The sequence below is a fragment of the Pedococcus sp. P3_C7 genome, from assembly GCF_056402615.1.
Genome location: NZ_JBFUHC010000013.1, coordinates 42,146 through 60,876, shown reverse-complemented (window position 1 = coordinate 60,876; position 18,731 = coordinate 42,146). Strand labels below are relative to the sequence as shown.

14 protein-coding genes are annotated in these 18,731 nt (G+C 70.8%); 6 read left to right on the top strand and 8 right to left on the bottom strand.

The window, feature by feature from the left end:
* Positions 1 to 16 precede the first annotated feature (16 nt).
* Positions 17 to 1,297, bottom strand: coding sequence for a glutamate-5-semialdehyde dehydrogenase (locus AC1DS4_RS17735; protein ID WP_477633675.1), 1,281 nt, complete (start codon positions 1,295 to 1,297; stop codon positions 17 to 19).
* Positions 1,298 to 1,386: 89 nt separating this feature from the next.
* On the opposite strand from AC1DS4_RS17735, the gene pdxY reads away from it, so the two are divergent.
* Complete coding sequence (gene pdxY / locus AC1DS4_RS17730; RefSeq protein ID WP_477633676.1) at positions 1,387 to 2,238, top strand: pyridoxal kinase PdxY; 852 nt, start codon at positions 1,387 to 1,389, stop codon at positions 2,236 to 2,238.
* A 21-nt stretch (positions 2,239 to 2,259) separates the two neighbouring features.
* Here pdxY and proB read toward each other — a convergent pair whose 3' ends face one another.
* From proB to AC1DS4_RS17700, 6 genes are all read right to left on the bottom strand, one after another.
* Complete coding sequence (gene proB, locus AC1DS4_RS17725; protein WP_477623445.1) at positions 2,260 to 3,384, bottom strand: glutamate 5-kinase; 1,125 nt, start codon at positions 3,382 to 3,384, stop codon at positions 2,260 to 2,262.
* Positions 3,385 to 3,394: 10 nt separating this feature from the next.
* Complete coding sequence (gene obgE, locus AC1DS4_RS17720) at positions 3,395 to 4,975, bottom strand: GTPase ObgE (RefSeq protein ID WP_477646089.1); 1,581 nt, start codon at positions 4,973 to 4,975, stop codon at positions 3,395 to 3,397.
* Positions 4,976 to 5,091: 116 nt separating this feature from the next.
* Positions 5,092 to 5,361, bottom strand: coding sequence for a 50S ribosomal protein L27 (gene rpmA, locus AC1DS4_RS17715; protein WP_179420401.1), 270 nt, complete (start codon positions 5,359 to 5,361; stop codon positions 5,092 to 5,094).
* Positions 5,362 to 5,397: 36 nt separating this feature from the next.
* Positions 5,398 to 5,706 carry a 50S ribosomal protein L21 gene (rplU, locus tag AC1DS4_RS17710; protein ID WP_140741724.1) on the bottom strand — a complete coding sequence of 103 codons (309 nt, stop codon included), beginning with the start codon at positions 5,704 to 5,706 and terminating at the stop codon, positions 5,398 to 5,400.
* A 198-nt stretch (positions 5,707 to 5,904) separates the two neighbouring features.
* A complete protein-coding gene (locus AC1DS4_RS17705) occupies positions 5,905 to 9,111 on the bottom strand; it encodes an Rne/Rng family ribonuclease (protein ID WP_477646088.1) in 3,207 nt (1,068 codons plus the stop codon).
* Between the two features lie 169 nt (positions 9,112 to 9,280).
* Positions 9,281 to 10,033, bottom strand: a complete 753-nt coding sequence (locus AC1DS4_RS17700; RefSeq protein ID WP_477632631.1) for a TIGR03936 family radical SAM-associated protein — start codon at positions 10,031 to 10,033, stop codon at positions 9,281 to 9,283.
* Positions 10,034 to 10,112: 79 nt separating this feature from the next.
* Between AC1DS4_RS17700 and AC1DS4_RS17695 the strand changes: the two genes are divergently transcribed.
* The 4 genes from AC1DS4_RS17695 (at position 10,113) to AC1DS4_RS17680 (ending at position 14,236) form a co-directional block, all read left to right on the top strand.
* Positions 10,113 to 11,090, top strand: a complete 978-nt coding sequence (locus AC1DS4_RS17695) for a phosphotransferase family protein (RefSeq protein WP_477632632.1) — start codon at positions 10,113 to 10,115, stop codon at positions 11,088 to 11,090.
* A complete protein-coding gene (locus AC1DS4_RS17690) occupies positions 11,090 to 12,007 on the top strand; it encodes a TIGR03086 family metal-binding protein (RefSeq protein WP_477632633.1) in 918 nt (305 codons plus the stop codon). Before AC1DS4_RS17695 ends, AC1DS4_RS17690 begins: the two co-directional genes overlap by 1 nt.
* Before the next feature lie 79 nt (positions 12,008 to 12,086).
* On the top strand, positions 12,087 to 13,454 hold the full coding sequence (locus AC1DS4_RS17685) for a transaminase (protein WP_477632634.1): 1,368 nt from the start codon (positions 12,087 to 12,089) through the stop codon (positions 13,452 to 13,454).
* Between the two features lie 155 nt (positions 13,455 to 13,609).
* On the top strand, positions 13,610 to 14,236 hold the full coding sequence (locus AC1DS4_RS17680) for a hypothetical protein (protein ID WP_477615380.1): 627 nt from the start codon (positions 13,610 to 13,612) through the stop codon (positions 14,234 to 14,236).
* Positions 14,237 to 14,400: 164 nt separating this feature from the next.
* Here AC1DS4_RS17680 and AC1DS4_RS17675 read toward each other — a convergent pair whose 3' ends face one another.
* Positions 14,401 to 16,344: a S53 family peptidase gene (locus AC1DS4_RS17675; protein WP_477632635.1), complete on the bottom strand. Its 1,944-nt coding sequence runs from the start codon at positions 16,342 to 16,344 to the stop codon at positions 14,401 to 14,403.
* Positions 16,345 to 16,800: 456 nt separating this feature from the next.
* On the opposite strand from AC1DS4_RS17675, the gene AC1DS4_RS17670 reads away from it, so the two are divergent.
* Complete coding sequence (locus tag AC1DS4_RS17670) at positions 16,801 to 18,693, top strand: hemagglutinin (protein WP_477646087.1); 1,893 nt, start codon at positions 16,801 to 16,803, stop codon at positions 18,691 to 18,693.
* Positions 18,694 to 18,731 lie beyond the last annotated feature (38 nt).

Sequence of the window (18,731 nt, the reverse complement as noted above, 5' to 3'; positions counted from 1 at the left end):
TGGACACACCCGAGCGTCAGGCGCGCACCTGTCCGTCGCCCTCGACGATCCACTTGGTCGTGGTGAGCTCCGGCAGGGCCATCGGCCCCCGGGCGTGCAGCTTCTGGGTGGAGATCCCGATCTCCGCGCCGAACCCGAACTCTCCCCCGTCGGTGAACCGCGTCGAGGCGTTCACCATGACGGCAGCGGCGTCGACCTCGCTGGTGAAGCGTCGGGCGGCAGCGCGGTCCTCGGTCACGATCGCCTCGGTGTGCCCGGAGCCGTAGGTCCGGATGTGCTCCATGGCGGCGTCGAGGTCGGGCACCACGCGGACGCTCATCTCCAACGCGAGGTACTCCGTGCCGTAGTCCTCCTCGGTGGCCGCCTCGTGGGCCACCCCGGCAGCCTCAGCAGCCGCGCCCGACGCGTCGTCGGTGTGCAGGACCACACCGGCACCTGAGAGCTCGGCAAGGACCTTGGGCAGGAAGTCAGCCGCGACCGCCTGATGCACCAGCAGCGACTCGGCGGCGTTGCAGACGCTCGGTCGATGGGTCTTGGCGTTGACCGTGATGGCCAGGGCCTTGTCGAGGTCAGCGGCAGCGTCGACGTAGACGTGCACGACGCCCACCCCGGTCTCGATGACCGGCACCGTCGACTCGGTCACGACGGTCTGGATCAGGCCGGCACCGCCGCGAGGGATGATCAGGTCGACCAGGCCGCGGGCGGTGAGCAGCGCTCGCACGGAGTCCCGCCCACCCTCGAGCAGGGTGATGGCGTCGGCCGGCAGTCCCTGGCTCTCGAGACCCGCCCGCATCACGTCGACCAGCGCCCGGTTGGTCGACTCGGCGGCCGAACCACCCCGGAGGATGACGGCGTTCCCGGACTTCAGGCCCAGCCCGGCGGCGTCGACAGTCACGTTGGGGCGCGCCTCGTAGACCATGCCGACGACGCCCATGGGTACCCGCACCTGGCGGATCTGCAGGCCGTTGGCGAGGGTCGAGCCCCGGACGACTTCCCCCACCGGGTCCGGCAGGGCGGCCACGTCACGCAGCGCCTGGGCCACGGCGGCGACCCGATGCGGGTCGAGAGCCAGGCGGTCCAGCAGGCCCTGCGGCATACCGGAAGCGCGGCCGCGCTCGAGGTCCTCGGCGTTGGCCGCCACGACGCGGTCGGTCGCGGCGTCGAGGGCATCGGCGAGCGCGTGCAGCGCAGCGTCCTTGTCCGCCCGTGAGAGCAGCGCCAGCCTGCGGGAGGCCGCGCGAGCGGCGCGGGCCGCGGTGGCGACCTGCGCGACGGCGGCGTGGTCGATCTCAGCCATGCCCCAAGGGTAAGCCGCGTGGCCACCTCACCACGCGCCCGTCCAGCAGCCGGGTGGGGACCTCTCCGCCACGCTGGTTGAATGCTGGCGTGAGCATCCTGTCGATCCAGTCCTCGGTCGCCTACGGCCACGTCGGCAACAGCGCCGCCGTCTTCCCCCTCCAGCGGCTGGGGGTCGAGGTCTGGCCCGTCCACACCGTTCACTTCTCGAACCACACGGGTTACGGCGAGTGGCGGGGGCCGTTGCTGCCCGCCGACGACGTCCGCGCAGTCCTGCGCGGCGTCGAGGAGCGTGGCGCGTTCGCCGAGGTCGACGCGGTGCTGTCCGGTTACCAGGGAGGCGAAGACATCGGGGACGTGATCCTCGACGCCGTGGCGCGGGTCAAGGCGGCCAACCCCAGTGCGATCTACGCCTGCGACCCGGTGATGGGCAACGCCAAGAGCGGCTGCTTCGTGCACCCGGCGATCCCGGTGCTGCTGCGCGAGCGCGTGGTCCCGGCCGCCGACCTGATCACGCCCAACCAGTTCGAGCTCGGCTTTCTCACGGGCACGCAGCCTCGGACCATCGAGGAGACGCTGGCCTCCGTTGACCTCGCGCGCGACCTGGGTCCGTCGATCGTGCTGGTCACGAGCGTCGAGCGGCCCGACGCCCCCGCCGACACCATCGAGATGATGGCCGTCACCGACGACGGCGCATGGATCGTCCAGACGCCGCGACTGGCCATGAAGGCCAACGGTTCCGGCGATGTCACGGCTGCCCTGTTCACCGCGCACCTGCTGTCGACCGGCGACCCGGCGGTGGCCCTGGCCCGGACGTCGAGCAGCGTGTTCGACCTGCTCCAGAACACCCTCGACTCCGGCGAGCGAGAGCTCCAGCTGGTCCAGTCGCAGGAGACCATCGCCGAGCCGCGACTGCAGTTCGAGGTCAGCCGGCTCCGCTGAGGGCGCCAGGTGAAGACGGTCCTACAGGATGACGAGGTCGTCGCGGTGGACGACCTCACGCTCGTACTCCGGCCCGAGCTCCTTGGCCAGCTCGTGGGTCGAGCGGCCCAGCATGCCGGGCAGCTCGGCAGAGCTGTAGTTGACCAAGCCCCTGCCGACCACGCGCCCCTCGGGAGCACACAGGTCCACGGGGTCACCGTCGGAGAAGGTGCCCTCGACTCCGGTGATCCCGGCGGGCAGCAGCGACGTACGCCGCTCGGTGACCGCACGCACTGCCCCCGGGTCGAGCAGCAGCCGGCCCATCGGCGTCGTGGCGTGGGCCAGCCACAGCTTGCGGGAGGTGCGGCGCGAGCCCGTGGGGACGAACACGGTGCCCACGTCCTCGCCGGCCAGCGCCTGCTCGACCTGGGTCGCACTGGTGAGCACGGTCGTGATCCCCGCGGCGTTGGCGATGGAGGCCGCCTCGACCTTGGTGACCATTCCGCCGCTGCCGACGCTCGAACCCGTGCCGCCGATCGCGATCACGTCCAGGCCCGCTCCCCCGACCACGGTCGGCACCCGCTTGGTTCCGGCTCGGCTGGGCGGCCCGTCATACAGGGCGTCCACGTCAGTGAGCAGGACGAGCCCGTCGGCGTGCACGAGGTGGGCCACCAGGGAGGCAAGCCGGTCGTTGTCCCCGAACCGGATCTCGTGGGTGGCCACGGTGTCGTTCTCGTTGACGATGGGCACGATGCCCAGCTCGAGCAACCGGTCGAGGGTGCGCCGTGCGTTGGTGTAGTGCGACCGACGGGTCATGTCGTCGGCCGTCAGGAGCACCTGCCCCACCGTCAGCCCGTGGACACCAAAAGCCCGCTGGTATGCCGCGACGAGGGCTCCCTGCCCCACACTGGCCGCGGCTTGCTGGGTCGCGAGGTCCCAGGGCCGCCTGGTCAGGCCGAGAGGTGCGATGCCCGCGGCGATGGCGCCCGAGGACACCAGCACGACCTGGTGACCGGCGAGGCGTCGCTTGGCGAGCACGTCGACGAGGGCGATGAGCCGCTCCTCGTCGAGCGCCCCTCCCCCGACGTCGGTCAGGCTCGACGAACCGACCTTGACCACGAGGCGCCGGGCGCGGGCCACGTCCCCCCGGCGGTCAGCCGCGCTCATCCCTCGACGCTCATTCCTCGGCGTCCTCGTCCTTCGCCGTGGCCCAGTGACCGGCCCGACGCTCGGCAGCGAGCTCGTCGCGGGCGGCGGTCTTGGCCGCGCGACGGTCGGCGTAGTCGGCCCGCTTGTCGTCGCGGGTGGGACGGGCAGCGTCCTCGAGCCGCAGGTCGGTGCCGCGGGCGCCCAGCAGCTCGGCGCCGGCCACGAGGGTGGGTTCCCAGTCGAAGACGACGGCGTCGTCCTTCGGGCCGATGAGCACGGTGGCTCCGGCGACCGCCCCGGCGGCGAAGAGCGCCTGCTCGACGCCGGCCCGGCCCAGCCGGTCGGCGAGGTAACCCACGGCCTCGTCGTTGGAGAAGTCGGTCTGGCGCACCCAGCGGGTGGGCCGCTCACCGTCGATGCGGAAGACCTCGCCGTCCGGGGTGTTCTCGCGGATGACCTTGAAGCCGGTGTCGTCGACCGACTTGGGCCGGATCACGATGCGCTGCGGGGTGGCCGCGGCTGCGGCCTCGATCTCGGCCCGAGCGGCCTTGACCTGCCGCGCCATGGCGAAGGTCAGCTCACGCAGCCCCGTGTGGGCGACCGCGGACACGACGAACACCTCGATGCCGCGCGCCTCGAGGTCGGGCTTGACCATGTCGGCCAGCTCGTTCGCGTCAGGGACATCGGACTTGTTGAGCACGACCATGCGCGTGCGCTCGGCCAGCGGTCGGCCGCCGAGGGTCGCGTCAGGGACGTACTGGGCGAGCTCGCGCTCGATGACGTCGAGGTCGCTCATCGGGTCGCGGCCGGGCTCGAGGGTCGCGCAGTCGATCACGTGCACCAGGACCGAGCACCGCTCGACGTGGCGCAGGAACTCCAGCCCGAGGCCCTTGCCCTCGCTGGCGCCCGGGATCAGCCCGGGGACGTCGGCGATGGTGAAGCGAGCGTCACCGGCCTGGACGACGCCGAGGTTGGGCACCAGCGTGGTGAACGGGTAGTCCGCGATCTTGGGTCGCGCGGCCGACAGCACCGACACGAGAGAGGACTTCCCTGCAGAGGGGAAGCCGATCAGCGCGACGTCGGCGAGCGACTTGAGCTCGAGGACGATGTCGAGGGTGTCACCGGGCTCACCGAGCAGGGCGAAGCCGGGCGCCTTGCGACGGGCCGACGACAGGGCCTTGTTGCCGAGGCCACCCCGGCCACCCTTGGCGACGATGAACTCACCGTCGAGTCCGACGAGGTCCATCAGCACCTCACCGGCGCCGTCCTTGACGACGGTGCCCTCCGGGACGGGCAGCACCAGGTCGCCGCCGTCGGCGCCGTTGCGCTCGTCACCGGCGCCGGGCTTGCCGTTCGTCGCCTTGCGGTGGGGGTGGTGGTGGTAGTCCAGCAGCGTGGTGGCGTTCGGGTCGACGCGCAGGATGACGTTGCCGCCACGCCCGCCGTTGCCACCGTCCGGGCCTCCGAGCGGCTTGAACTTCTCGCGCTTGACGGAAGCCACTCCGTGTCCGCCGTCGCCGGCAGCGACGTGCAGCACGACGCGGTCGACGAAGGTGGCCCCCCCCCCCCCCTCCGGTGCGGTGCGTCGCGTGGCCTGGCCACGCGGCATACCGAAGTTTCTGATCTCCTGCTTCGCCCGGAGGTATCTGATCTCCTGCTTCGCCCGGAGGTATCTGATCTCCTGCTTCGCCCGGAAGTATCTGATCTCCTGCTTCGCCCGGAGGCTCAGCTGGCGTCCGAGGTCTCCAGCGGGACGATGTTGACGACCTTGCGCCGACGCTTCGTGCCGAACTGGACGTTGCCCGCGACGAGCGCGAACAGCGTGTCGTCGCCGCCACGGCCGACGCCGTCACCGGGGTGGAAGTGCGTGCCACGCTGGCGGACGAGGATCTCGCCCGCGTTCACGAGCTGGCCGCCGAAGCGCTTGACGCCGAGGAACTGTGCGTTCGAGTCGCGACCGTTGCGGGTCGAGGACGCACCCTTCTTGTGTGCCATGTCAGTACCTGCCTATGTCTTGTTCTGGTCCGAAACTCAGGCGTCGATCGAGGTGATCTTGACCTGGGTCAGGTGCTGACGGTGGCCCTGACGCTTGCGGTAGCCGGTCTTGTTCTTGTACTTCATGATCGTGATCTTGGGGCCCTTGGCGGCCTTGACGACCTCAGCCTTGACGCTGACCTTGGCGAGCTTGGCAGCGTCGCTGGTCACGGTCGAGCCGTCGACGACGAGCAAGGGGGTCAGGTCGATGCTGTCGCCAGCCTTGCCGCTGACCTTGTCGATGATGAGGACGTCGCCGACGGAAACCTTCTCCTGGCGACCACCAGCGCGAACAATCGCGTACACGTGGAACTCTTTTCTACTTCGGGAAGCACGCGCTCTCTGTCTGGACCAGCCAGCAGCTACCCGCGCTGTGACTCAACTCAGCCGCGGACGCCGGATGGTGGGCGCACCAAGGATGAAGATTACCGGCTAGGGGCCTTGCCGACCAAACCGGCGGTCGTGCGGCACACCGAGGGGTGATCCACCGGTATGCCGCACGGCTCAGGCCTGCTCTGCCGTCGCCTCCGCGGAGGGCTCGCCGTCGGCGTCGCCGGCGCCTGCGCGCGGCGGGCCGGCCGGTGCGACGACGCGGCCGCGCTTGCGGCGCTTCGGGGCCAGGGCCACGGGCTCGGGAGCGAGCTCGCGGACCGGCTCGGGCTCCGTCAGCGTCTCAGGGACAACCTCAGGGACAACCTCAGAGGCAGTCTCCGGGACAGCCTGGTCGGGCTGCTCCTGGTCGACGTCCTCGTGCACCTCGACGACCGGGGCATCCTGCCCACCCAGGTCGTCGTGCTCGGGGTGGTCGTGGTCGTCGTCGTGGTGGTGGTGGTCGGCCGACTTCAGGGCCGCCGCGTGCGCGGCTGCGGCGATCTGGGCCGGGGTCGGACCGGAGTGGACCGGCTGCGGCGGGGCCTGCTCCTCAGGGGCCGAGGTGCCGGAGCGCCCGCGACGGCCGCGGCCACTGCGTGAGTTCTGGCCGCTCGAGCCGGCGCCACCCTGACTGCCGCCACCGCTGTCCCGGTTGTCGCGGCTGTCTCGGCCGTCGCCACCGGACGACCGGTCGACCGGGTCGGCGTGCACGATGATCCCGCGTCCACCGCAGTGTTCGCAGGTTTCGGAGAAGACCTCGATGAGGCCCGACCCGACGCGCTTGCGGGTCATCTGGACCAGGCCGAGCGAGGTCACCTCGGCGACCTGGTGCTTGGTCCGGTCCCGGCCCAGGCACTCCAGGAGGCGGCGCACCACGAGGTCGCGGTTGCTCTCCAGGACCATGTCGATGAAGTCGATGACGATGATGCCGCCGATGTCGCGCAGCCGGAGCTGCCGGACGATCTCCTCGGCCGCCTCGATGTTGTTCTTCGTGACGGTCTCCTCGAGGTTGCCCCCCGAGCCGACGAACTTGCCCGTGTTGACGTCGACGACCGTCATCGCTTCCGTGCGGTCGATGACCAGGGAGCCACCCGAGGGCAGCCAGACCTTGCGGTCCATGGCCTTGGCGATCTGCTCGTCCACGCGGTAGTGGGTGAACAGGTCCTCCTCGGAGGTCCACTTCTGGAGCCGCTCGGCGAGGTCGGGGGCGACGTCGCCGAGGTAGTCGCTGACCTCGCCGTAGGCCTGGTCGCCGGCAACCACGAGGGAGGTGAAGTCCTCGTTGAAGACGTCGCGGATGACGCGGACCGTGAGGTCCGGCTCGCCGTGGACGAGGGACGGGGACCCGCCCTTGGCCTTGCCCTTGGAGTCGGCCTTGCCCTTGATCTTGTCCCACGTCTTGGTGAGTCGCTCCACGTCGGCGCGCAGCTCCTCCTCGCTCGCCCCTTCGGCGGCGGTGCGCACGATGACGCCGGCGCTGTCCGGCACGACCTCCTTGAGGATGCCCTTGAGGCGGCTGCGCTCGGTGTCGGGGAGCTTGCGGGAGATGCCCGTCATCGAGCCCTCGGGCACGTAGACGAGGTAACGGCCCGGGAGCGAGATCTGGCTGGTCAGCCTGGCGCCCTTGTGACCGATCGGGTCCTTGGTGACCTGCACGAGAACGGTGTCACCGGACTTGAGGGCGTTCTCGATGCGCTTGGGCTGGTTGTTCTCCAGCCCCGCGGCATCCCAGTTGACCTCACCGGCGTACAGCACGGCGTTGCGGCCCTTGCCGATGTCGACGAAGGCAGCCTCCATGGACGGGAGCACGTTCTGGACCCGGCCGAGGTAGACGTTGCCCGCCATCGACGCGTTGCTCTCGCGCGACACGTAGTGCTCGACGAGGACGTTGTCCTCGAGCACGCCGATCTGGGTGCGGCCCTCACGCTCGCGGACGACCATGACGCGCTCGACGCTCTCGCGACGGGCGAGGAACTCGGCCTCGGTGATGATCGTGCGACGACGGCCGGCCTCGCGGCCCTCGCGGCGACGCTGCTTCTTGGCCTCGAGGCGGGTCGAGCCCTTCACGCTCTGCGGCTCGTCGCGGCGGGACTCGCGCACGCGGGTCACGGTGCCGGGCGGGTCGTCCCCCTCGGCCGAGGAACCACTGCGGCGACGGCGACGACGACGACGGCTCGACGACGCGTCGCCGTCACCACCCTGGTCGTCGAGGGCATCGGAGTCGGGGCCCTCGGAGGAGGGCTCGTCGTCGTCCTCAGAGGAAACAGCGGCGTCGGCGTCGCCCTGACCTCGGCCACGGCCGCGGCCCTTGCCGCCACGGCGGCGCCGGCGGCGACCGCCCTCGGAACCACCCTCGGAGTCGTCGTCGCCTGCGTGGCCGTCCCCACCCTGGTCGGCCTGCGCGGCGTCCTCGGTGCGTTCGGCGGTGTCGGCGTCCTCGCGGGCGGTTGCGTCGCCCTGGGCGCCGCCCTGCTGCCTGGCCCCACGGCCGCGGCGGCGGCGCGGTGCGGGTGCGTCCTGCACCTCGCCGACCTCGGCTGCACCATCGGCCTGCTCTGCCTCGCCTGTCGTGTCCTGCTCGGCGACCGGGGCTGCCTCCGTGACCTGCGGCGGTCCCGCCGCCTTGGTGGCCGCGCGGCGGCGCGTCGGCCGGGCCGCTGCCGGGTCCGGCGCCTGGAACACCACGCCGAAGCTCGGCACGGCAGCGGCAGTCGCTGCGGCCTCGTCCTCGGAAGTCTCGTCCTCGGGCGTCTCGCCCTCGGTGGCCTCGGTGGCCTCGGCGTCGATCGTCTCGTCGAGCGCCGGCTCTGCCGTGGCGCGGGTGGCCCGACGCGACCTCGTCCTGCGGGCGGCGGTGGCAGGCTCGGCGTCCACCGCGGTCGGGTCGGTGGTCTCGTCGATGGTCTCGCCGATGGCCGTCCCGTCGACGGCGGGCTCCACGTCGGCGGCAAGGGAGTCGGCGGTGGCCTTGGCGGCCTTCTTGGGAGCCGCCTTCTTCGCGGTGGCCTTCTTCGCAGTCTTCTTGGTGGCCGACTTGGTGGCGGCCTTCCTCGCCGCGACCGGAGCTTCGGTCGTGTCGGCGGCATCCGTCTCGGCGGAGCCGAGGGCAGCGTCCAGGGCGAGGACGTCCTGCGCGACGACGGCTGCGCCCGAGTCGGTGACCTCGACAGCTTCCGGTGCGGACGCCTTCTTGGTCGCCCGTCGTGCACGCTTGCGGGCTGGTGCCGGGGCGTTGACGCCAGCGTCCGCAGCAGCCTCCTGCGCGGAGGTACCCGAGGTGTCTGGGCCCTCTGAGGTGCCTGAGGAGTCTGAGGTGAACAGGTCTTCGTTGGAGGCCATTCGGCGCCCTTCCGTCACCCACGGGCGAAGGCCACACCGAGAGTCCTGGAGGACTCTCCCATCGGCCACGTGGTGCGCGGTGTTGCGTCGTGTCGGTGGCGGGTGCCGTCGACACGGAAGTCGGGTGGGCTACGCCCGTCAAGGCTCGCGCAGGTCGCGCGGCACCAGGTCAGGCGCCGTCGTCGTTCTTGTCGGCAGCCAGTGGATCAGCCACCCCAGCGGTTGCGGGTCGCAGCGGGCCTTGCGCCAGTCGGGTCACCAGGGGTGGTGTCGGTGGCGTGAGCTCCGTGGCTGCTCGCAGCGCGGTCAGGACGTCGTCGGGGCGTACGGCCGGTGTGGTGTGCCGTACAACCACCCGCAGTATCGCACAGTCGGGGCGCTGCGACGGCTCCGTGGTCATCGACACGACGGCCGATCTCACGTCGAAGGTCTTCGGACCGGTCTTGAAGGTGCGGATGACCTCGACCCGGTCGAGCGCGAGGAGCTGGTCGGCGGCCTGCTGGAGCTGCTCGACGGTGAGCCCCGGGAAGTCCATCACCCAGTCGCTGCCCTGGAGCCGGTCCGCGAGCGCACCGGGGGAGGCTTCGACCACTTCGAGCACGTCCAACCCCTCGGGCAGCGCCTCGTCGAGGGCCCGACGCACGGACTCGGGGTCGACCCTCTCGGTCACCGAGATCTCGAAGTACTCGGCCTCGCTGGCGGTCCCGGTGGGCGCCGCGTTCGCGTAGCTGATCTTCGGGTGCGGGTGGAAGCCGGCCGAGAACGCCATCGGCACCCCCGCACGGCGCAGGGCACGCTCGAGGGCACGCTGGAAGTCGCGGGTGGAGGAGAACCGCAGCCGACCCCGCTTCGCGTACCTGATCCGCAGCTTCTGCACCGCCAGGGCGGGTGGGGGTCCTTCGGGAACGCGCTGCCTGGCCATGGGGCAAGCCTAGGCACCGGCTCCTGAGTGGCTCCATCGGGCCATGGTGGGCGGCTGCGCTCCGTGCCACGGTGGACTCGTGGCAGCGGGCGACGTCCTGCGCGACGTCGTGGAACGCACAGTGGTCTCGGACCACGTGGGCAAGTCGGGAGCGGGGCTCGAGCGGGTCCGGCTCCGGGACGGGCGTGCGCTCGTGGTCAAGCGGGTCGACCCCCGACACGACGTGACCCTGGCCATGACGGGCGGTGGGCCCTCCCCGGAGTACGTCCTGTGGCGCGACGGCGCCTTCGACCGGCTGCCCCCGGGCGTCGGTCACGCCGTGGTGGACGGCTGGGTCGAGGGTGACAGCACGGTCCTGGTGCTGCGGGACCTCGGCGACCGCGTCCTGACGTGGGAGGACCGGCTCTCGGCCGAGCGGGCGGCACAGACGATGACCGCAGTCGCCTCCCTCCACCGTGCCCTTCTCGGCCAGGCGCCGCCCGGACTGGCTCCGCTCGACCTCGTCGTGACGCTGTTCACCCCGCGACGCATCCGGGAGGCCCGGGTCGCCGAGGTCGAGCTCATGCGCCTGGCACTGCGCGGATGGGAGCTGTTCGCCGATGCCGTCCCGCCCGACGTCGCTGACCCCGTGCTCGGCCTGCTCGACGACCCCACCCCGCTCGTCACCGCCCTGCACCGTTCGCCGTCGACGTTGGCCCACGGTGACCTGGCCACGGTCAACATGGCGTTCGAGGGAGACGACCTCGTCCTCCTGGACTGGGCGATGGCGACGCAGGGACCGGGAGCCCTCGACATCGCCAGGTTCGTCGCCGGGTGCTCCTCGGTCGTCGAGGCGACGAGGGAGGACCTGATCGGCTGGTATCGGGCAGCGGCCGGCGAGGCATGCGACGACCGGACCATGCACCTCGGGCTCCTGTCGGCCATGGTCTGGCTGGGGTGGAACAAGGCGCTCGACGCGGTCGAGCACCCGGACCGGGCGATCCGGGCCCGGGAGAGGACGGACCTCGACTGGTGGGTACGGGCCACCAGAACGGCACTGCAGAGCGGAGCTATCTGATGGATCTCAACACGCTGTACCACCGCACGGTGGAGCGCTGGGCCGACGTCGTCGTCGCGGTCCGCGACGACCAGTGGGACTCCCCCACCCCCTGCAGCGAGTGGAGCGTGCGGGACCTGGTCAACCACGTGACGTCGGAGGACCTGTGGACCGCTGCCCTCCTGGAGGGCGGCACGATCCAGGAGGTGGGCGACCGCCTCGACGGCGACCTGCTCGGCGACGAGCCGGTGGCGCGGTCGATCGATGCGGCGAAGGCAGCCACCACGTCCGTCGCCGAGCGGCTCCCCCGGGGCGGCACGGTTCCCCTGTCCTTCGGCGACACCGACGTCGCCGAGTACGTCTGGCAGCTCGCCTCCGACCACCTCATCCACTCCTGGGACCTGTCGGCGGCGACCGGGACGGACCGGCGGCTCGACCCGACCCTCGTGGCGGGCGTGGCCGGCTGGTTCGCCGAGCGCGAGGAGGCCTACCGCAGCGTCGGCGCCGTGGCGCCTCGGGCCATCTCCCACGGCGGGTCCCAGGCCGACCTGCTCGCCACCTTCGGACGCGACTCGGAGTGGGGCCCCAACCATGCCTGCGCCGCTCGCTTCCTGCGGGCGTTCGGGCACGGTGACATGGACGCGGCCCTGCTGGAGATGACCCCGGACTGCGTGTTCGAGGCCACGGGGCCGGCGCCGGACGGGGTCCGCCACGAGGGGGCCGATGCCGTGCGCGCCGTGTGGACCCAGATGTTCGCCGAGACGACGGACCCCGTCTTCACGACCGAGGAGCAGTTCGTCGCCGGTGACCGGGCGCTGTTCCGCTGGTCCTACGCCTGGACGAACGACGACGGCACGCCGGGCCACGTCCGCGGCGTGGACGTCGTCCGCTTCCGTGACGGGCGCATCTGCGAAAAGTTGTCGTACGTCAAGGGCTGACCACGCACCGCTGACTACGCACCGCAACGGAATCCGCACTCGCCTGCGACCGGCCCGCCCTGGGTCCTAGCGTGGCCGCATGGCCCACCTCGACCGCGCCCGGCTCACCGCGCTCCTCAACCGCGAGCAGGCGGCATACACCGACAACCACCCCCGCAGCAGCGCCTTGTTCGAGGAGGCCGACAACCTCTTCGGCCGCGTGCCGATGACCTGGATGAACATGTGGTCCGGCGGATTCCCGCTCTACCTCGACCGCGCGACCGGCAACCGGGTCACCGACGTCGATGGCCACACCTACGTCGACTTCGCCCTCGGCGACACCGGCGCGATGGCCGGCCACTCCCCTGCCGCGACCGTGGCCGCCGTCCAGCGCCGGGCCGGCGACCTGGGCGGCATCACCACTATGCTCCCGACCGCGGACGCCCAGTGGGTGGGCGCAGAGCTGGAGCGACGCTTCGGTATGCCGTTGTGGAGCTTCACGCTGTCCGCGACCGACGCAAACCGTTGGGCGATCCGGCTGGCACGGCTCGCCACCGGGCGGCCCAAGGTGCTGGTGTTCGCCTACTGCTACCACGGCTCCGTGGACGAGGCGTTCGCCCTGCCCGGTCCCGAGGGCAAGGCGCAGAGTCGCCCCGGGAACGTCGCTCCCCCGGTCGACCTCGACCTCACGACCCGCGTCGCGACCTGGAACGACCTCGCGTCGGTCGAGGCAGCGCTGGCCCACGGCGACGTCGCCGCGATCCTCACCGAGCCCGCCCTGACCAACATCGGGATCGTGCTGCCCGACGAGGGATTCCTGGCCCGGCTCCGCGACCTAGCCACCCGGTACGGCGCCCTGTTGATGATCGACGAGACGCACACGTTCTCGGCCGGGTGGGGTGGCGCGACCCGCGAGTGGCACCTGGAGCCGGACATCTTCGTCATCGGCAAGTCGATCGGTGGCGGGATCCCTTGCGGCGCCTACGGGATCTCCCGAGAGGTCGCCGACGCGGTCACCCGTCACACCGATGCCGGCGAGGCCGACATCGTCGACGTGGGTGGCGTCGGCGGCACGCTGGCAGGCAACGCCCTGTCGACGGCGGCGATGCGGGCCACGCTCGCGGAGGTGCTTACGCCCGACGCGTTCAGCCACATGACCGAGCTGGCGACGGCCTTCACCGCCGGCGTCCAGGCGACACTCGACGAGCTCGACGTCCCTTGGTCGATCAGCCAGCTCGGCGCCCGGGCGGAGTACCGTTTCGCGCGTCCCGCACCCGGTAACGGTGAAGAGTCTGCAGCGGCCGCCGACGACGTGCTCGATGCCTACCTGCACCTCGCGATGTGCAACCGGGGCATCCTCATGACGCCGTTCCACAACATGGCCCTGATGTGCCCCGAGACGAGCCGGGCGGACGTCGACCTGCACACCGCGACCTTCCGCGAGGTCGTGGGGGCACTCTTCGCGTGACCTCGGTCCTCGCGCAGGGCTGTCGGCCAGTGCCTGGCCGACCGCTCGGCGCACAGCCCGGATTGTCTGGTGACGTGGCAGCGGCCCCGGCGTAACTTCGTCAGGTGGACCACTTCAGTGGGAAGCGGCCCCTGCAGAGAGCGGAGGGTTTCGAGGTGTTCATCCAGATCATCCAGGGAAAGTGTCGGGACGCGGACCGAATGCACCAGCTGACCGACGAGTGGCGAGAGCAGCTGGGACCGACGGCCGAGGGCTGGCTCGGGGGGACCTACGGCATGACCGACGACAACGAGTTCGTGGGCGTGGTCCGGTTCGAGAGCCGGGAGGCCGCTGCCAGGAACTCCACCAGGCCCGAGCAGGGTGAGTGGTTCACCAAGATGCAGGAGTGCTTCGACGGTGACGTCACCTTCCACGACTGCGACAACGCGCAGATGTTCCTGAACGGCGGTTCGGACGACGCGGGCTTCGTGCAGGTCATGCAGGGCCGGCTCAGTGACACCGAGCGGTTCCGGCGCTTCATGGACCAGCCGATGGACATGCTCCAGGAGCAGCGTCCCGAGATCATCGGCGGCACCATCGCGATCGACGAGGACGGCTTCTTCACCGAGACCATCGCGTTCCGGAGCGAGGAGGAGGCCCGCGTCGGCGAGAAGAAGGAGATGCCCGAGGACCGTCGTCGCGAGTTCGAGGACGAGATGGCCCAGGTGAGGGACATGCGCTACCTCGACCTGCACTCCCCGTGGTTCGCCAGCGCACCAGCCGGCGGGATGTCGATGAGCTGACCGGCTCGCCGACCCTCTCTCCCCCGTGCGGAACGTACGCCGCCCGCCCACCTCAGGCGCTGAGCCTGGGTGAGCGGGCGGCATACCCTGACCCTCTCCGCACGAGGAGCCAGGGGGTGGCGCCGACGAGAGGGTGAAGGGGCCCCACCCGCCGGCGCGCGCGGTCAGGAGGAAGCGACCGCGTTCAACCACGCCTGTCCGTTGGGGACCCCGACGCCGGTGACGTCGTCGTACCCGGGGCGGACGTGGATGGTCAGGGCGTCATCACGGTCGAAGTAGCGAGCGCTGTAGACGTAGCCGTCGACTACGTCGACGCCGTTGACGTAGTCGGAGCGAACGTCACCGGGGTAGGCCGCGATGTCGGACTTGGTGATGTCGATGCTGGTGCTGCGGGCTCCGTAGAGCACCGGGTTGGCGAGACCGAACGCGTGACCCGCCTTCTGCTGGGCCAGGGCGAACATGCCCGCGTAGAGCGGCGAGGCGAGCGAGGTGCCGCCGATGCGGTACTCGGAGTACTGCTGCGACCCGTCCGGGAAGGTCTGGGTCTCACCGACGAGCATGCCCGTGTTGGGGTCCCCCAGGGCCGCGACGTCGGGCACCGAGCGCATCGCGCCGCCACCGTAGGTCTGCGAGATGGCCGCAGGGACCACACCCGCCTGGTAGGACGGCTGGGCGAACAGCCGCGAGGTGCCGCCGCCGCTGCCGTAGAGGAACACCGGGGTGTTCCACGTCGTGGTGGCCTTGTTCAGCGTGCCCTTGGCGGTCTCCCAGCCGAGCTCGAAGACGCGACCGTTGGCCTGGGACACGCCGGCGCTGGTGCCGCCCACCGCCGTGACGTAGGGGCTCGAGGCCGGCCAGTCCGGGCTGGGGGTGGCGCCGGCGACCCCGCCGGTCTCGTCGCCGCTGTCGCCGGAGGAGAAGAACAGCGTCATGCCCTCGGCGGCCGCCTGGATCTGGGTGTCCAACGACGGCTTGATGGTGCCGGCCGGGAGTGCTTCGCCGCCGTAGCCGTAGGAGTTGCTGACGATGTCGGCGAGGTGCTGGTCCACGACCTTGTTCATGATCGCGTCCATGTCGCGGTAGTTGTTCGGGGCGCCGATGTAGGTGATGTCGGCTCCCGGAGCCATGGTGTGGACCGCCTCGACGTCGAGGGTCTCCTCACCGGCCCAGCCCTGGGGGTCCTGCCTGGGGTTCTCGGGACGGTTGTAGGTGCCCGGCGCCACGACCTGGGTGAAGTGACCGTTGAGGGACGGCAGCCCGTGGGCGGCCGAGTAGGTGTTGGCGTCCTGGAGGATCGTCGGCGACGCGTAGGCGTCGATGATGCCGACCGTGACTCCCCGGCCGTCGTTGCCGGAGCCGATCGCCCCGGTCATGCCGTACAGGCCCTGGAGCTGCGCCCCGGCATACCCCTTGGGCGCGAAGGCGCTCGGGGAGGCCGGCAGGGCGGTGCCGTCCGGCGTGGGGGTGTTCTGCACCGTCTTCTCGCCCCAGTAGGCGCTGGTCGGCTCGGCGTTGCGGAACAGGTCCGGTCCCGGGGTGACCTTGTCCGCGTGGGCCAGGGTCTGCGACTCGTCGAGCCCGACGACGCCCTCGACGGCGGTCAGGCTCGCGGGGACCTTGAGCGCCGAGGCGTTGGCACGCACCACCTTGCCCTCGGTGCGGTACTCCGCGAAGGAGGTGTCGAAGGCGGCGGCCGCCTGGGCGAGCGTGCCGGTGGCCTCGACGTACTTGCGGTTGTCGGGGGTCGTGCCGATCGAGAAGCCCTGGCTCTTCAGCCACGCCGAGACGCTGTTCACGTCGGCCTGCACGGGCGAGAACTGGGCGCGGAACTGCGCCGGGGTCAGGAACTTCTTGTAGTTGGCGCTGCCGGGGGTCGAGACGGAACTGGCGTATGCCGCGGCCGCGTCACCTCCGCGGTAGTTGAGGTAGACGCGGAACGTGACCTGCTGGGTGCCGTCGGTGCCGGCGGCGCGGTTCTTCGCGACGGCCCAGGACGGGACGCTGCCTGGCAGGGCGTGAGGCCCCGACGTCGCAGCCAGTGCGGATCCGGCGGTTGCGGCAGTGACCAGTGCGGCTGCGCCCAGTGCGGCGCAGGCGGTTCTCGACATTCGTGACATCAGACCTCCGGGACGAGTGGCCCGGGGCAGCCGGGTCTCGGCCGCCCGCAGGTGGAGCGGTCTCATTCGACACCGGGGGTTGGTCCCTGCCCGATGACAAATGTCACCGGTTTCATGTGAGTTCCCTGAGAGCCCTGTGGTGCGAGGGGCCGGCTTGGCCGTGAATCGCCGGATTGCCTGCTTCCTCCAGCACATTCGGCGTGCTTCCACCTGCGCCTGGTGGCGGTGCTGCTCGACGCCGGGCCGTCCTAGCGTGGGAGACCGGCACCGACCGACAGTGCCCGACGACCCCACCGTCCTCCGAACCCCCTGCTGGCGGGAGCTCCCCTGACGACGGAGCCGCGGTTTACACCGCCGGCGATGCCGACCCGGCTCCAACCCGGGCCGGTGCAGCTGAAATTTGGAGGAGTCATGACACAACGCATGACCGCAGGGGGCGCAAACAGGATGACCCGCAGGTCGCGGCTGAAGGCCGCCCTCGCCATCGCCGGGCTGGTCGTCGCCGGAGCGGTGGCCGTGCCGCAGGTGGCCTACGCCGCCGACGGCCCCTTCAGCATCGACGGCACGGTGCCCGATGCCAACACCACCGAGCTCGCGGACGGGTTCGGCAACGTCAAGGAGCTGGGCCCGAAGAACTCGAACGTCACCAAGATCGGCGTCATCCACAGTGCGGCCCTGCCGATGCTGGACACGACGAACCCGAACGGCCAGGTCGACCTGCGCCGTGCCTGGCTCGACACCGAGCGTGACACCGCCGCCCCCAACCACGACTGGCTCTACTTCGCCTGGGAGCGCGACGCCAACAGCGGCAGCGGCTTCATCGCCTACGAGTTCATGCAGAGCGCGGCGCCCGCCGCCTGTGCCTACGACACCGCCACGGACGCGCAGCTCATCGCCGCGTGCAACCCGTGGGCCAACCGCAAGGCCGGCGACTTCATGATCCTGTGGGACCAGCAGGGTGGCAGCAAGGACCTGTTCCTGCGCACCTGGTCCGGCACGGCGCCCAACCTGGTCCTGAGCGCCCCGACCCAGCTCAACGCCACCGTCTCCCAAGCCGAGTACAGCTCGGACGGGTTCCGCGGCGAAGCGGCGGTCGACCTGACCGCGACCATCTTCGGCGGCAGCACGGCCTGCAAGACGTTCGCCAACACCATTCCCAGCACGGTGACGGGCAACTCGGACTCGGCCGACTACAAGGACACCATCCTCAAGAACGCTCCTCCGATCACCAACTGCACCTCCACGACCGTCACCACGCCGAAGACCGGCGCCGGTGGTGACATCCCTGCAGGTGGTCTGTCCATCGGGACGGGTGTCGTGTCCGTGAAGGACTCGGCCGTGGTTGACCTCGTGGGCGGCACCGCCACCCCGACTGGCTCAGTCGCGTTCAACCTCTGCAAGGTCGACTCCCCCGGGCTGTGCACGACTGGCGGGACCTCGGTCGGATCGACCAACCTGACCGGCGCGGCCTACCCCGTGACGGTCCTGTCGCCGATCGCGTATGTGACGTCGGCAGGTCGGTACTGCTGGCGGGCAGCGTGGAGCGGTGACTCGGCCAACGGCATTCCCGGGTCGTCCGACTCCCGTGCGAGTGAGTGCTTCACCGTGAACCCGGTGACACCCACCCTGGCCACCAGCGCCAGTGACGACGTGGTCCTCGGTGGTTCCGTGAGTGACAGCGCCACCCTGAGCGGCTTGGCCACCCAGCCGGCCAACCCGGTCATCAACCTGACCGGTACCGGTGGTGCTGCAGCGGGCGGCACGGTCACGTTCACCCTGTTCGGGCCGGACAACTGCACCACGGCGGCGTACACCTCCGGTGCGGTCACGGTCAGCGGCAACGGCACCTACAACACGCCGAACCCGCAGTTCGTCCCGACCGCCGCAGGCACCTACCACTGGGCGGCCTCGTACAGCGGGAACCTGCCGAACAACAACGGCACGACCCACAACACCGCGTGCGACGACACCAACGAGGACGTCGTCGTCACCACCGTGCCGTCGTCGCTGACCAGTGCGCAGACCTGGGTGCCGAGCGACTCGGTGACCGTGTCTGCCACCGCCGGCGGCGCCATGGCTGGCACCGTGTCGTTCGAGTTCTTCACCAACGGCGCCTGCACCGGATCGAGCGCGTTCTCGACGACCAAGACCGTCGCCGGCGCCTCACCGCAGTCCGTCCTGTCGGGCAACGCCCCGGCGCAGACGGCTGACAGCTCGGCAGCGCCGCCCACGCCTGCGAGCAATGGCGCGTCCAGGAGCGGAGGACGCCGGAAATCGTCCAAAGGCATGAGGTCACGTCATGGCCGGACGAGCACCCTTGTCATGGAGTGCGCGCGCTGAAGGGGCCCACGAGCAATCCGACGCGGCCGCGACCGCGA